Here is a 12665-nt window from a genome sequence, read left to right as displayed (position 1 = left end):
GATCAGGGCAGGCTGTTGCCGACGCCGCCCTGTCCGGTGCCCTGGCCGCTGCCCAGCGGGCCCTGGCTGCCGCCGAAGGTGCTGCCCATGTTGCTCATCGGGTTGTACTTGCCGACGTTGCCGAGGATCTGCTGCAGGATGTTGATCTTGGTGCCCGGCGTCGGCGTGGTCTGGTTGACCATGCCGACATCGTAGCCCTTGGACTTGTCGAGGGTCGCGACCTTGCGCAGCACGCCATCGTTGTCGAATGTCAGCACGACCACGTCCTGCTTCCTGACCGCCGGAAACTCCAGCGGACGCGGGGCGGTGATCATGGATACGTAGATCCAGGTATTGTCATCGAAGGTCGCACGCGCGGTGGGCGAACCGAGCAGGTCCATGACATCGGACCGGCGGCTGGTGCCGGGCACGAGCTGCGCGTAGTCGGCCTTTTCGATCAGGGAGCCACGGGCCTGCGGAATGGGGCCGAATAGGCCGCACCCGGCGATCGGCAGCGTGCCGGCGATCGTCGCGACGGCGGCGAGACGTCGCAGTCCCGGAAATCGCTTGGTCTGTGGCATGGGTCCGCCTGCTGTTGTCCCTGAGGGCGCAGCGCGAGCATGATCGCGCGCAATCTTCGAACAGGACGGGTGCCCGATCACGCCTTTTCTGTCAACGACCGGGCCGGTTTCGTGTCGCCGGATGGTTGCGAGGAATGCCGATCCACGCCACGTGATCACGATGACCCATGTTTCTGCCCGTTCGAAGGAAGGTTCCTGATGTCTCATGCGCCGGAACTCTCCCGTCGCTTTTCGTTTCGTCGCCTGGCCCAGATGCCGGTCGAGGAAAAGATCACAGCCAATGTGACGGAATGCGCAGCCCTCGCGAAGCGCTTCGACCTGCCCAGGCTCGACAGCCTGTCCTGTCGTTTTCGTCTGACGCAGGGCGAGCGACACAGCGTGCTGGCGGAAGGCTGGCTTGCCGCGCGCGTGACGCAGGTCAGCGTCATCTCGGGTGAAGCCTTCGACGACGCTGTTGCCGAAACCTTCGCCATCCGTTTCGTGCCGCGGCACGAGTTCCGCGAGGATGACGGCGTTGATCTGGAGGCGCCGGACGTTCTGCCTTACGACAACGATTCGATCGATCTTGGAGAGGTCGCAGCCGAGCAGCTGGGCCTTGCCCTCGATCCTTATCCGCGCATGCAGGGCGAGGGGCTCGACGAGGCCGTGGATGTGGTGCCTGCAGAGGACGAACCGGCCGAAGAGAGAGAGGATGCGCAAGCGCGCCCCAATCCGTTCGCCGCGCTGGCAAGCCGCCGTGAAGGAAAGCATTGATCAGGTCTAGGCGCAGGTGATGCTTGCGATGGGCGGTCTGGTCTGCTAGAGCCCCGCGCCTGATCGCAACATTGCCGGATGGGCTTTGGCCCCGCCGAAACCAGACTCTGGTGATGTCGGACGCCGTGATATCCGGCGCCCGTTTTTTTTAGAAGGTGTCGTTCCATGGCCGTCCCCAAAAGAAAGACCACGCCGTCCCGTCGTGGCATGCGTCGCAGCCACGAAGCTCTGCGCGTCGAAGCGCACGGCGAGTGCGGCAACTGCGGCGAACTGAAGCGCCCGCACCACGTGTGCAGCCATTGCGGTCACTATGACGGCCGTGAAGTCGTCGGGGCCGGCAAGGCGCTGAAGACCGCCGTTCGCGCGTGAGGCTGGTCGCGTGAGCGACAAGGGCGCCTTCCTTCTGGATGGCGATAAAACGGAAACCGACCTGGTTCGAGACGCTTCGGACATCGGTGCGCAGTATACCCTCGCGGTCGACGCCATGGGGGGAGATCATGCGCCCGATGTCGTGTTGGCAGGCCTCGAGCTTGCCGCTGATCGGCATCCGGGCGCGCGCGTTCTTCTGATCGGTGACGAGGCTGTTCTGCTGAGCCGCCTCAAGCAGCATCCGAAGGTCGCGGCAATCTGTGATGTGCGTCATGCGCCAACGGCCGTGCCGATGGACATGAAGCCGACGGCGGCGCTTCGGCTTCGCGATTCGTCACTGCGCATGGTCATGGATGCGGTTGCCAACGGCGAGGCACAGGGTGTCGTGTCGGCGGGTAACAGCGGTGCGATGCTGGCGCTTGCGAAGATCGTCATCAAGACGCTTCCCGGCATCGCACGGCCGGCCATGGCCGCGGTCAATCCGTCGGCCCGTGGCGACGTCGTGATGCTCGACCTGGGTGCCAATCTTGGATGCGACGCGCGCAACTTGGTCGAGTTCGCGATCATGGGCGAAGCCTTCGCCAAGGCAGTTCTGGGCCTGCCGCGTCCGAGCATTGGCCTGCTGAACGTCGGAGCCGAGGAGCTGAAAGGCGACGAACGCCTGCGCCAGGCAGCAGACAGCCTGCGTGACAGTGTTCTGTCCGGGCAGTTCCATGGATTCGTCGAAGGTCACGACATCACCGCCGGGACGACCGATGTCGTCGTGACGGACGGGTTCACGGGCAATATCGCCCTGAAGACGGGGGAGGGCGCGCTGAAGCTGTCCGCCCAGCTTCTGCGGCGCGTGTTCGAGACCAGCTGGCTGACAAAAATCGGGTATCTTCTGGTCCGGCCCGGGCTGGAACGCATGCGCGAATGGATTGATCCCCGCCGCTACAACGGTGCGATGTTCGTCGGTCTGAACGGCGTCGTCGTGAAATCGCATGGCGGCACGGATGCGGACGGGTTCGCCTCCGCGGTCGACGTGGCGATGGACATGGTGACGCACCATTTCAACGATTCGATCCTGGAGCGCCTGGCCCAGATGACAGCGGCGCGGGTCGGTGACGAAGCGGTCGTGGACGCGCTCTGAGCGTCCATCAGTCTGGGAGAAGCTCATGTCGGCCAGCGCGCGCCTGATCGGGTTTGGCAGCTATCTGCCGAGGCAGATCGTCACCAATGCGGAACTGGCCGCACGGATCGAGACATCCGACGAGTGGATCACCACGCGTACGGGTATTCGGCAACGCCATATCGCGGCACCTGACGAGACTGCGGCGAGCATGGCCTGTGCTGCCGCCAGAGCAGCCCTGTCTTACGCTGGGGCGCAGCCGGACGATGTCGATGCCATTGTCGTGGCGACGGCAACGCCCGATCAGGCGTTCCCGGCGGTTGCCGTCCGTGTGCAGGCGATGCTTGGCATGTCGCGGGGCTTCGGCTTCGACCTCAGTGCCGCCTGTTCGGGCTTCATCTATGCCCTTTCGATGGCGGACGCGCTCATACGGTCCCGGCAGGCACGGCGCGTCCTGGTGATCGGAACCGAAGTCTATTCCCGCATCCTCGACTGGTCGGATCGTTCGACCTGCGTCCTGTTCGGTGACGGCGCAGGTGCTGTCCTGCTGGAAGCCCAGGACGGGGATGAGACCATAGGGCTGTTGTCGACGCATCTCCATTCCGACGGCACCAGCGGGGACCTGCTGTATGTCGACGGTGAGACGCATCACCTGCACATGCAGGGGCGGGACGTGTTCCGGCACGCGGTGACAAAGCTTGCCGGTGCGGTGGACGAGGCGCTCGCGGCCAATGGCCTGTCTTATGCCGACGTCAACTGGCTGGTGCCGCATCAGGCCAATCTCCGGATCATCGACGGCATGGCAAAAAAGCTCGGGCTGTCGTCCGAGCGCGTGGTCGTGACCGTGGACCGTCATGCGAACACATCGGCCGCGTCCATACCCTTGGCGCTCGACGAGGCTGTGCGCGATGGCCGGATCAAGCGCGGGGATCTCGTGCTGATGGAAGCGCTTGGCGGCGGCCTGACCTGGGGTTCGGCACTCGCGCGGATCTGACCGCTGCAAACTTTCATGCCTGATTTGTTTGACGGTTATCGTGCCCATGATACGGTTACGTCATGACTACCGTCACGCGCGCGCATCTTGCTGAACACATCTACAGTCAGGTCGGGCTGTCACGGCACGAATCTGCCGATCTCCTTGAAGGCGTTCTCGAAAAGATCGCAGCGACGCTGGAGGAGGGACACTCCGTCAAGCTCAGCGGATTCGGGACGTTTTCCGTCCGCCAGAAGGGCCGACGCACGGGGCGCAACCCCAAGACCGGTGTCGAAGTACCGATCATGCCGCGTTCGGTTCTGGTCTTTCGTCCGAGCCAGATCCTGAAAAACGGCGTGAACGAAGGCAGCGGCACGAAACGAATGAAGGCCGGTCGGGAGGCTTAACCGCGTGTCATCACAGCTCGATGAAGGCGCGCCGGACGCGATACCCGGCGATGACGCTCTTGGCTGGGAGCGTCTCAAGAAGGCGCCCCACGCTTACCGGACGATCAGCGAAGTCGCGGACGATCTTCACGTTCCACAGCATGTCCTGCGATTCTGGGAGACCCGTTTTCCCGAAGTGCGCCCGCTGAAGCGGGGCGGCGGACGCCGCTATTATCGTCCGGAAGACATCGACGTCCTGCGTCGCATCTCCGAGCTGCTGTATGTGCAAGGTTATACGATCAAGGGTGTCCAGCGCGTCCTGCGCGAAGGAGAGGGCGGGACGGTCGTGTTTCCCGAACTGCCGAATGTGACCGAGCCCTCCGAATCGGAGACCGACCTGATCGGTGCCGAGGCGGAAGACAGCCTCGCCATTCCCGCCGCGCCTGAAAGCGTGCCGGTCGCCGAGCCCGTGTCGTCATTCGACGCCGAAGCGCTTCCCGATCCGGTTGTGGATATGAGCCTGCAGGCCGATCTCGATCAGTTGCGCCGCGAAGCTGACGTCTTGCGCTCGGAACGGCAGGTTCTGCGGCATCAGCTACGCGACATTCTGGAAGAACTGTGCGCGATTCGGAATACGCTGCCTCACTGAACAGGCCAGCATTCGGGTTATCGGGCCCGGAAATCCGGTTCTTGTCCTGGGTCGATTTCGCGTCGCTGCGGCCCTTGCCTGCATGGGATCGGGCTGCTAAACCCCGACCCACCGCGAGACGGACGGGCAGTAGCGCAGCCTGGTAGCGCATCAGTCTGGGGGACTGGGGGTCGTGGGTTCGAATCCCGCCTGCCCGATATCCCGTCTCGCGGAAGCTCCTGCTTCCAGAACAATTTGAAACCGATGGATCGGTTCCACGACGAACCGATCAAGCTGGGGCTTGCCAGAACCCCTCAGGCGGCGTTCGGCGACGTCTGTCGATCCGGCGGCTCACCTTCGGTCCAGTTGCGCCAGAGCAGGTGCAGGGCAGCCAGGATTGCCGGGCCGAGGAACAGGCCGAGAAGACCCCAGGTCTCCACACCGCCCAGAATCCCCAGCAGGACCCACAGGAACGGCATCTGGGTCGATCCGCCGATCAGGGCCGGGCGGATGAAGTGATCGGCGACAAAGATCACGAACAGGCCAAGACACAGCACACTGATCCCGCCAATGACGCTGCCCTGGACCAGAATGAGCGCCGAAACCAGCGCGATCGACGGCACGGCCAGAAACGGGATCATCGCGGCGACGGCGGTCACGCCGCCAAACAGCAGGGGCTGCGGTGCGCCGGCGAAGACGTAGGCCGTGCCCATCACGAAGCCCTCGCCGAGCCCCACCAGAACCAGCCCTGCCACGACTCCATGCACGGCCGAGATCATCTGGCGCGCCAGCGATTCGCCGCGATGGCCGAACAGGCGGTGCGAGCCGATCAGGCAGCGCTTCGTCACCGTTCGTCCGTCACGCAGCAGGAAGAACAGCGTCGCGATCGAGAACAGGAACAGAATCCCGCGATGGGCAACCTGTCCGCCGAGGCGCCGGGTCATCGCCATGCTGCGGAGGGCGTCCACCGAGTGCAGGAGGTCAGCGACGTCATCCGGGTGGACCATATGGTCTTGCCACCATTTGACGGCCTGTGCGCCGAACATCGGAAGGCGCGGCAACCAGGGTGGAACTGGAGCCCCGCGCTGGCGGATGAGTTCCAGCCAATCCAGGACGTTCTGCGCCTCGTGTGCCGCCTCAAGTCCGATGATCGAAAGCGGTGTGAGAAAAATCAGTGCGATCGCAGCCGTGAACAGGGCGGCAAGCGACGTATCCCCCCAGGCCCAGCCACGCTGTGCGCGCCGATAGGCCGGCCAGGAAATCACTGCAAAGATGCACCCCCAGGCCAGTGCAGGCAGGAAGTCGTGCAGCGTGAACAGGCCCAGCAGTACGAAGAACAGGGCCAGCAGGCCGCGACCCCGACTCTGCATGCGGCCGATCTTCTCGGCGGCCAGTTCGACAGCCGGATCGGCCCGCCGGGGCGGTTCGTCCAGAAGAGGGGGCGTTGCATTCATCGAAAGAACATGAGGGCGATTGGAGGTCGCGGCAACGTCAGAACGCGGCGCATCCCGACCCCGCGAGCACGCCGACCGACTGCTGGGCGAATTCCGAGCGGTACGCCGCCCGGATTGCATCGATGTCCTGCCGCAGACCAGGCCTGTCGGGCGTGACGATCCAGACCAGACGGGACGGTTCATGCGTGATGCGGCTCGTCACGCGGTCGCGCCACTGACCCATTCCTTCAGACACAGTCAGACCGTCTGGAAAACGAGGTGTCACGACGCGTGCAAGGAAGTCCTGCCAGTGCGCATCGGACATCGGCTGACCATCCGGTCGCGTCAGGCCGAACATCAGCGTGATCTGAAGCGACGCGCTGCCGCCGATCGCGGTGCAGGCCGCCGGAGGTGAGGGGTGGGTGCAACCTGCGCATCCTATCGCGGCCATTGCCGCAATGGCCGCTGCGCCAAGACGTCTCATGGCTCGAGTGCCATGGAGAGACCATCGTTCAACGCTGCGCGCAACGTATGCGCCTCATCGCCACCGATCAGGCCACGGCGCAGGAACAGGTCGATCAGGACGAGGTTGACGTTGAACTTGAAATCCTGCGTGTCGCGAACGAGCGCGAGCGCCTGCTCGATCGGCAGCAGTTCAAAGCTCACGACCTCTCCGTCGTCCGGGACAGGGCGAAAATCCTCGGGCAGAAACAGGTCGAAGCAGTGCAGGAGATCGCGCCGCGCACCCTCCGGGCGCTCGACGGCATAACCCAGCAAAGAAGCAGGAACCGCGCTCGATGACAGGTCGGCGCCCAGGCTGGCCTCCTCGCGCGCTTCCTTGACCACTGCTTCCAGGGAGGTAAGGCCCGCCGTCATGCCGCCCGCCACAAGATGATCGAGCTTGCCGGGATCGAGCCGCTTGTGCGGGCTGCGCCGGCCGATCCAGAGATGGAGGCCGTCGGACCGTTCCACCAGACCGTTGACGTGAACGCCCTGAGCCAGCAGCCCGAGCAATGGAAGCGCGCCCCGATCGATACGCCCAAGCGGCGCGGCATCCGGACCCGTCAGCACGTCGAACAGTTCGTCATGGGGGCGGTAGAGCCCAATCTCCGCCATGCGGATGCCGAGCGCCTCGATCGCAGGACCCGAGGGCACCGAGAACCCGCGCGGTTCACGGATCAGCAGGGCGTCGAGAGCGGGCTCCACGGTTGGATGAACCCGCCCGATCACGGCGTTTCCGCACCAGAGCAGCGAGCCTGTGCGCGTAGGCGCCTGGCAGCGTCGGATATGGGCGAGGAGCGGGTCGTTCGGATGTGTCACGGTATCCCACCGCTTCCCACCGCCGCCCTGTGGCGTCAAGCATCGTGCTTGCATCGGGCAGATCCGTCGCCGATCTAGGGGTCGATGGATGCGACGCCCGCCGTGAACGGCACAAACTCCCGACACTCGAACGCTCCCGGCCGCAAGGCGCCTCTTCTGGAGACGGTGCGCGCGGTTCTGCCCTATCTCTGGCCCCGGGGAAGCGCGCAGGGAGACCGGGAGACCCGCCTGCGGGTGTTGGGAGCGCTGGGCCTGCTTCTGGCGGGACGGGGTCTCACGGTGCTGGTGCCATTCCTCTACGCGGCCGTGGTTGGAAGGCTGACGCATTCCGCTGCCGCAGTGCCAGTGGCGCTGATCGTTGGTTACGGGCTGCTGCAATGCGTGTCCCACGGGATGGATACGCTGCGCGAGTGGGTGTTCACGCCGGTCTCATTGCGGATCGCACGTAATCTGACACGTCATGCTGTCAGGCATGTCCATGACCTGTCGCTGCGTTTTCATCTCGACCGGCAGACAGGCGGCCTCACGCGGGCGGTCGAACGCGGCTCGGATGCGATCGGCCAGATTTCCCGAATCGTGTTGTTCAACGTCCTGCCGTCAGTGCTGGACACTGTCCTGACAATCGCCGTCGTCTGGCGCCTGTTCGGCTGGCGCTACGTCGTGGTGATTGTTGTCGCGCTTGCGATCTACTGCGCGGTCACGCTGCGGGTCACGCAGGCGCGAATCGGTCTTCGGCGTGCGCGCAACGATGCCAATACGGCTGCCCAGCATCGTTTGGTCGACAGCCTGCTCAATTATGAGACCGTCAAATATTTCGGTGCGGAAGCCTTCGAGGATGCCCGGGTGGATGCAGCCCAGGCCCGGCTCGAGACGGCATCGCGAAAACTCCAGCAATCATCGGCGGCGCTGTCCACCGCCCAGAACGTCATCATCGCGAGTGCTGCCGCGGTGATCATGCTGATGGCAGCGCACGGCATTGCGGATGGCCGATTTGGCGTCGGACGCTTCGTGCTGGTGAACACCTATCTGATTGCGCTCTACGAGGCACTCACGTCGCTGGGCTGGGTCTATGCCGCGCTCCGTTCGGCGCGCGTGGATCTGGAGCAGATGGTGGCGCTGCTGGACGAAACACCCGAGATTGCCGATGCGGAAGGTGCGCGGATCCTGCCGGCGCATCTGGACGAGGCCGGCCCTGCTGCCATCCGCTTCGAACGTGTCTCGTTCGGTTACGACGCCAAAAGACCGATTCTAACTGACGTGTCGTTCGCGGCCGAACCGGGTGCAAGCATTGCGCTGGTCGGTGAAACGGGCGCAGGAAAATCGACCATCGGCCGACTGCTGTTTCGTTCCTACGATCCTGTCTCCGGCTCGATTCTGATCGATGACCAGAACATTCGCGGGTTGTCGCAGGCATCGCTACGGGCAGCGATCGGTGTTGTGCCGCAGGACACCGTGCTGTTCAACGACACGATCGGCTTCAACATCGCCTATGGGCGGCCCGATGCGGACGTGGCCGACATCGAGCATGCCGCCCGGCTGGCCCGTGTTCACGACTTCATCGCCACTTTGCCCGACGGATACGATACGGTCGTGGGCGAGCGGGGACTGAAACTGTCGGGCGGGGAAAAGCAGCGCATCGCCATTGCACGCGTGATCCTGAAAGATCCACGAATCCTGCTGCTGGACGAGGCCACGAGTGCGCTGGATACGCGTACGGAACGCGCCATTCTCGGCGCGCTGCGTGATCTGTCGCGGGCGCGCACGACCATCACGATCGCGCACCGTCTGTCTTCGGTGCGCCACTGCGACGAAATCCTTGTGCTGGATCGCGGGCGTGTGGTCGAACGCGGAACCCATGGTGCATTGCTGGCCGCCGGTGGCCGATACGCGTCCATGTGGCTGGCGCAGGATATGGAAGAGGCAGAGCGTGGCGAACACGGTGATGCCCAGCGCGTGGATTATCCTTGACGCTTGTGGGACTCTCGGCCATAAGCCGCGCCTTATTGGAAAGTTGACCGTCGGGCGCGATGTCCCGGGGTGATGCGCGTCGTCTGCGTCATTCCGGCCTCTTGGGCCCTGGTCTTGGTCCGGGCGCCCCTGTCGTGGCGGCCGAAGAAGTTGAGGAAGCTCCAGAAGATGTCTCGCCGCTGCCAAGTCACGGGCAAGGGTGTGCTGACCGGCAACAACGTCAGCCACGCCAACAACAAGAGCCGCCGTCGTTACCTGCCGAACCTGCAGGAAACGTCGCTCCTGTCCGACATCCTGGGTACGCCCGTCCGAATGCGTCTCACGACGAACGGCATCCGCACGGTCGAACACAACGGCGGCCTGGATGCGTTCCTGCTCGGCACGCCGAACCGGAAGCTTCCCGAGGAAGCTCTCGTCCTGAAGCGCCGCATCCTGCGCGCCCAGGAGAAGAAGGCGGCGGCCCAGCCGGCCTGATCCGCCGGGGCCCAAGGGTCCGCAGTTTATAGAAGATTGGCCTTGAAAATCGGGGCGGCCTGCTTCATTCAGCCGCCATCGAGAACTCGGCCCGAACCGGTCGTTTGGTCTCCGCGCAGGGTGCGCCGATCGTATCCTGATCTGGCCCGCAAGACGGGTCACCGGAGAGTGCCGGCCACGGCAGAAGGTGCTTCGAACCTCCCCTGACAGGCGATGGCCGCGGGGTGGTCCAAGGCACCTTTCATCGTATTCAGGAGGCAGCCCCCGTGTCCGAAACCAGTTCAGTCGAAGTCGCCAAATCGGCGCTTTCCCGCATTCGCAACATCGGCATCACCGCGCATATCGATGCCGGCAAGACGACCACGACCGAGCGCATCCTGTATTACACGGGCATGTCGCACCGGATCGGCGAAGTGCATGACGGCAACACCACCACCGACTACATGGCGCAGGAGCGTGAGCGCGGCATCACGATCACTTCGGCAGCCGTGACGTGCGAGTGGGCCGATCACCGCATCAACATCATCGACACCCCGGGCCACATTGACTTCAACATCGAAGTCAACCGCTCGCTGCGCGTGCTCGATGGCGCCATCTTCGTGATCGAGGGCGTGGCCGGCGTGCAGCCGCAGTCCGAGACCAACTGGCGTTTGGCGGATCGCTATAACGTCCCGCGCATCATCTTCATCAACAAGCTGGACCGCACAGGCGCGGACTTCTACCGGGCGTTCGACACGCTCAAGGAGAAGCTCGACATCGTGGCGGTCCCGCTGCAGCTCCCGATCGGCGTCGAAGACAACTTCGTGGGCGTGGTCGATCTGGTCGAGATGCGTGCGATCGTGTGGGAAGGCGGCGAGCTCGGCGCCAAGTTCCACTACGAGGACATCCCGGCCGACCTGAAGGAGAAGGCCGAGGAAGCCCGCCAGACACTGCTGGATACGGCGCTCGGCGTCGATACGGCGGCCATGGAAGAGTATTTCGAGAAGGGTGACGTCGACGTCGCCACCCTGAAGAAGTGCATCAAGAAGGGCGCGATCTCCGGCGAGTTCCGTCCGGTCATGTGCGGCACGGCGTTCAAGAACAAGGGCGTGCAGCCCTTGCTCGATGCCGTCATCGACTATCTGCCGGCTCCGGACGAGGTCGAGGGCATCCGTATCGCGCCGCCGGAGGACGAGGAAGTCGACGAGAACTTCCTGCCGATCGTGCCGGTCGATCCGGAAGGCAAGTTCGCAGGCCTCGCGTTCAAGATCATCTCCGACAAGTACGGCACGCTGACCTTCGTGCGCGTCTATCGTGGTGTTCTGAACTCGGGTGACACCGTGCTCAACACCACGAAGGGCCACAAGGAGCGCGTCGGCCGCATGTTCCAGATGCATGCCGACAAGCGCCAGGAAGTGAAGTCGGTCGGCGCGGGTGACATCGCGGCATTCGTCGGCCTCAAGGACACCGTGACCGGCGATACGCTGGCCGATGCGGCTGATCCGGTGGTTCTGGAGCGCATGCAGTTCCCGGTTCCGGTCATCGACATCTCGGTCGAGCCGAAGACCAAGGACGGCGTCGAGAAGATGACGCTGGCGCTGCAGAAGCTCGCAGCCGAGGATCCCTCGCTGCAGCTGAAGACCGACCAGGAAACGGGCCAGACGATCCTGTCCGGAATGGGCGAGCTGCACCTCGACATCATCGTCGACCGTCTACGTCGTGAATACGGCGTGGAAGCGAACGTCGGCGCACCGCAGGTGGCGTATCGCGAGACGATCACCCAGCCGCATACCGAGGTCTACACCCATAAGAAGCAGTCGGGTGGCTCGGGTCAGTACGCTGAAGTGAAGATCGAGTTCGCTCCGGTCGAGCGCAACGAGGACATCCAGTTCGAGAACAAGGTCGTCGGCGGCGCGATCCCCAAGGAATACATTCCGGCGGTCGAAAAGGGCATCCGGATGCAGTCCTCCACGGGCGTGCTCGCGGGCTTCCCGACGGTCGACTTCCGCTTCACGCTGCTGGACGGCAAGTACCACGATGTCGACTCGTCCGCCCTGGCGTTCGAAATCGCAGCGAAGGCGTGCTTCCGTGAAGGCATGAAGAAGGCCGGTCCGGTCATCCTCGAGCCGATCATGGACGTCGAGATCACGACGCCGAACGATCACGTCGGTGACGTGGTAGGCGACCTGAACCGTCGTCGCGGCATCATCCAGAGCCAGGAGACGTCGGGTTCGACCGTCATGATCCGCGCTCAGGTGCCGCTGAAGGAAATGTTCGGCTACATCTCGCATCTGCGTTCGGCCACGAAGGGACGCGCGTCCTTCACGATGCAGTTCCATCACTACGATCCGGTGCCGCGTAACGTGGCTGAGGAGATCATGGCGAAGTCCGCCTGATCGTTTTCTCATCCGGTCACACGAAACCCCGCTCTTCCGGAGCGGGGTTTTTTGTTGTCTGATACCGGCATTACATATGCTTCCACGGCGTGTCTGCATCCCGGCACAGACATGTCACCAGCTTATGTCGTGATAGTGGCACTCAGTGTCATAAGTGATTCGAAATTTGACAGTCTTTGTCGTGTCGATGCGCCATCGACGCGCCCGGATTTGCCGATCTGGCTGCAGAACGTCCCGATGGCCGGGTCTGGTTGTTCAAATTCTCCTTTATCGTCATAGTGTTGGCACCCTGAAAGCGTGCTTGTTTTCGCCCAT

Annotated in this window: 13 protein-coding genes and 1 tRNA gene; 10 read left to right on the top strand and 4 right to left on the bottom strand. The window is 63.7% G+C overall.

Annotated features, from left to right (window positions below; translation table 11 throughout):
• Positions 1-2: 2 nt before the first annotated feature.
• Entirely contained in the window at positions 3-560 is a 558-nt protein-coding gene (locus B8446_RS12065) for an outer membrane protein assembly factor BamE (protein ID WP_048850060.1), read from the bottom strand.
• A gap of 198 nt (positions 561-758) precedes the next feature.
• Here B8446_RS12065 and B8446_RS12060 point away from each other — a divergent pair, with 198 nt between their 5' ends.
• The 7 genes from B8446_RS12060 (at position 759) to B8446_RS12030 (ending at position 4998) form a co-directional block, all read left to right on the top strand.
• Positions 759-1313, top strand: coding sequence for a YceD family protein (locus B8446_RS12060; RefSeq protein ID WP_048849920.1), 555 nt, complete (start codon positions 759-761; stop codon positions 1311-1313).
• Positions 1314-1478: 165 nt separating this feature from the next.
• Positions 1479-1682 (top strand): 50S ribosomal protein L32, encoded by a 204-nt coding sequence (gene rpmF / locus B8446_RS12055; protein ID WP_048849918.1) that lies wholly within the window; start codon positions 1479-1481, stop codon positions 1680-1682.
• Between the two features lie 61 nt (positions 1683-1743).
• Positions 1744-2814, top strand: a complete 1071-nt coding sequence (plsX, locus tag B8446_RS12050; RefSeq protein ID WP_264921728.1) for a phosphate acyltransferase PlsX — start codon at positions 1744-1746, stop codon at positions 2812-2814.
• Between the two features lie 25 nt (positions 2815-2839).
• On the top strand, positions 2840-3787 hold the full coding sequence (locus B8446_RS12045) for a beta-ketoacyl-ACP synthase III (RefSeq protein ID WP_048849917.1): 948 nt from the start codon (positions 2840-2842) through the stop codon (positions 3785-3787).
• A 62-nt stretch (positions 3788-3849) separates the two neighbouring features.
• On the top strand, positions 3850-4173 hold the full coding sequence (locus tag B8446_RS12040) for an integration host factor subunit alpha (RefSeq protein WP_048849916.1): 324 nt from the start codon (positions 3850-3852) through the stop codon (positions 4171-4173).
• A gap of 40 nt (positions 4174-4213) precedes the next feature.
• Positions 4214-4801 carry a MerR family transcriptional regulator gene (locus B8446_RS12035; RefSeq protein WP_084712311.1) on the top strand — a complete coding sequence of 196 codons (588 nt, stop codon included), beginning with the start codon at positions 4214-4216 and terminating at the stop codon, positions 4799-4801.
• Between the two features lie 123 nt (positions 4802-4924).
• Positions 4925-4998 (top strand) — tRNA-Pro (locus tag B8446_RS12030).
• A gap of 96 nt (positions 4999-5094) precedes the next feature.
• On the opposite strand, the gene B8446_RS12025 is transcribed toward B8446_RS12030, so the two are convergent.
• From B8446_RS12025 to B8446_RS12015, 3 genes are read right to left on the bottom strand one after another with little or no spacing between them, the layout of a single operon-like run.
• Positions 5095-6234, bottom strand: coding sequence for an AI-2E family transporter (locus B8446_RS12025; protein WP_048849914.1), 1140 nt, complete (start codon positions 6232-6234; stop codon positions 5095-5097).
• A gap of 37 nt (positions 6235-6271) precedes the next feature.
• Positions 6272-6697, bottom strand: coding sequence for a DUF3574 domain-containing protein (locus B8446_RS12020; protein ID WP_048849912.1), 426 nt, complete (start codon positions 6695-6697; stop codon positions 6272-6274).
• Complete coding sequence (locus B8446_RS12015) at positions 6694-7533, bottom strand: NUDIX hydrolase (protein WP_084712310.1); 840 nt, start codon at positions 7531-7533, stop codon at positions 6694-6696. Before B8446_RS12015 ends, B8446_RS12020 begins: the two co-directional genes overlap by 4 nt.
• A 102-nt stretch (positions 7534-7635) precedes the next feature.
• On the opposite strand from B8446_RS12015, the gene B8446_RS12010 reads away from it, so the two are divergent.
• The 3 genes from B8446_RS12010 to fusA all read left to right on the top strand — a co-directional run bounded on the left by B8446_RS12010 (position 7636) and on the right by fusA (position 12350).
• Entirely contained in the window at positions 7636-9501 is a 1866-nt protein-coding gene (locus B8446_RS12010) for an ABCB family ABC transporter ATP-binding protein/permease (protein ID WP_048850054.1), read from the top strand.
• A 168-nt stretch (positions 9502-9669) separates the two neighbouring features.
• Positions 9670-9975 (top strand): 50S ribosomal protein L28, encoded by a 306-nt coding sequence (gene rpmB / locus B8446_RS12005; RefSeq protein WP_048850052.1) that lies wholly within the window; start codon positions 9670-9672, stop codon positions 9973-9975.
• A gap of 266 nt (positions 9976-10241) precedes the next feature.
• The gene (fusA, locus tag B8446_RS12000) at positions 10242-12350 is read left to right on the top strand and encodes an elongation factor G (protein ID WP_048849909.1); all 2109 of its coding nucleotides are present in this window, start codon (positions 10242-10244) and stop codon (positions 12348-12350) included.
• Positions 12351-12665 lie beyond the last annotated feature (315 nt).

The sequence above is a fragment of the Tanticharoenia sakaeratensis NBRC 103193 genome (assembly GCF_000963885.1).
Classification (GTDB): domain Bacteria; phylum Pseudomonadota; class Alphaproteobacteria; order Acetobacterales; family Acetobacteraceae; genus Tanticharoenia; species Tanticharoenia sakaeratensis.
The sequence above is the reverse complement of the archived record's forward strand: the minus strand, read 5'-3'. Positions and strand labels throughout refer to the sequence as shown.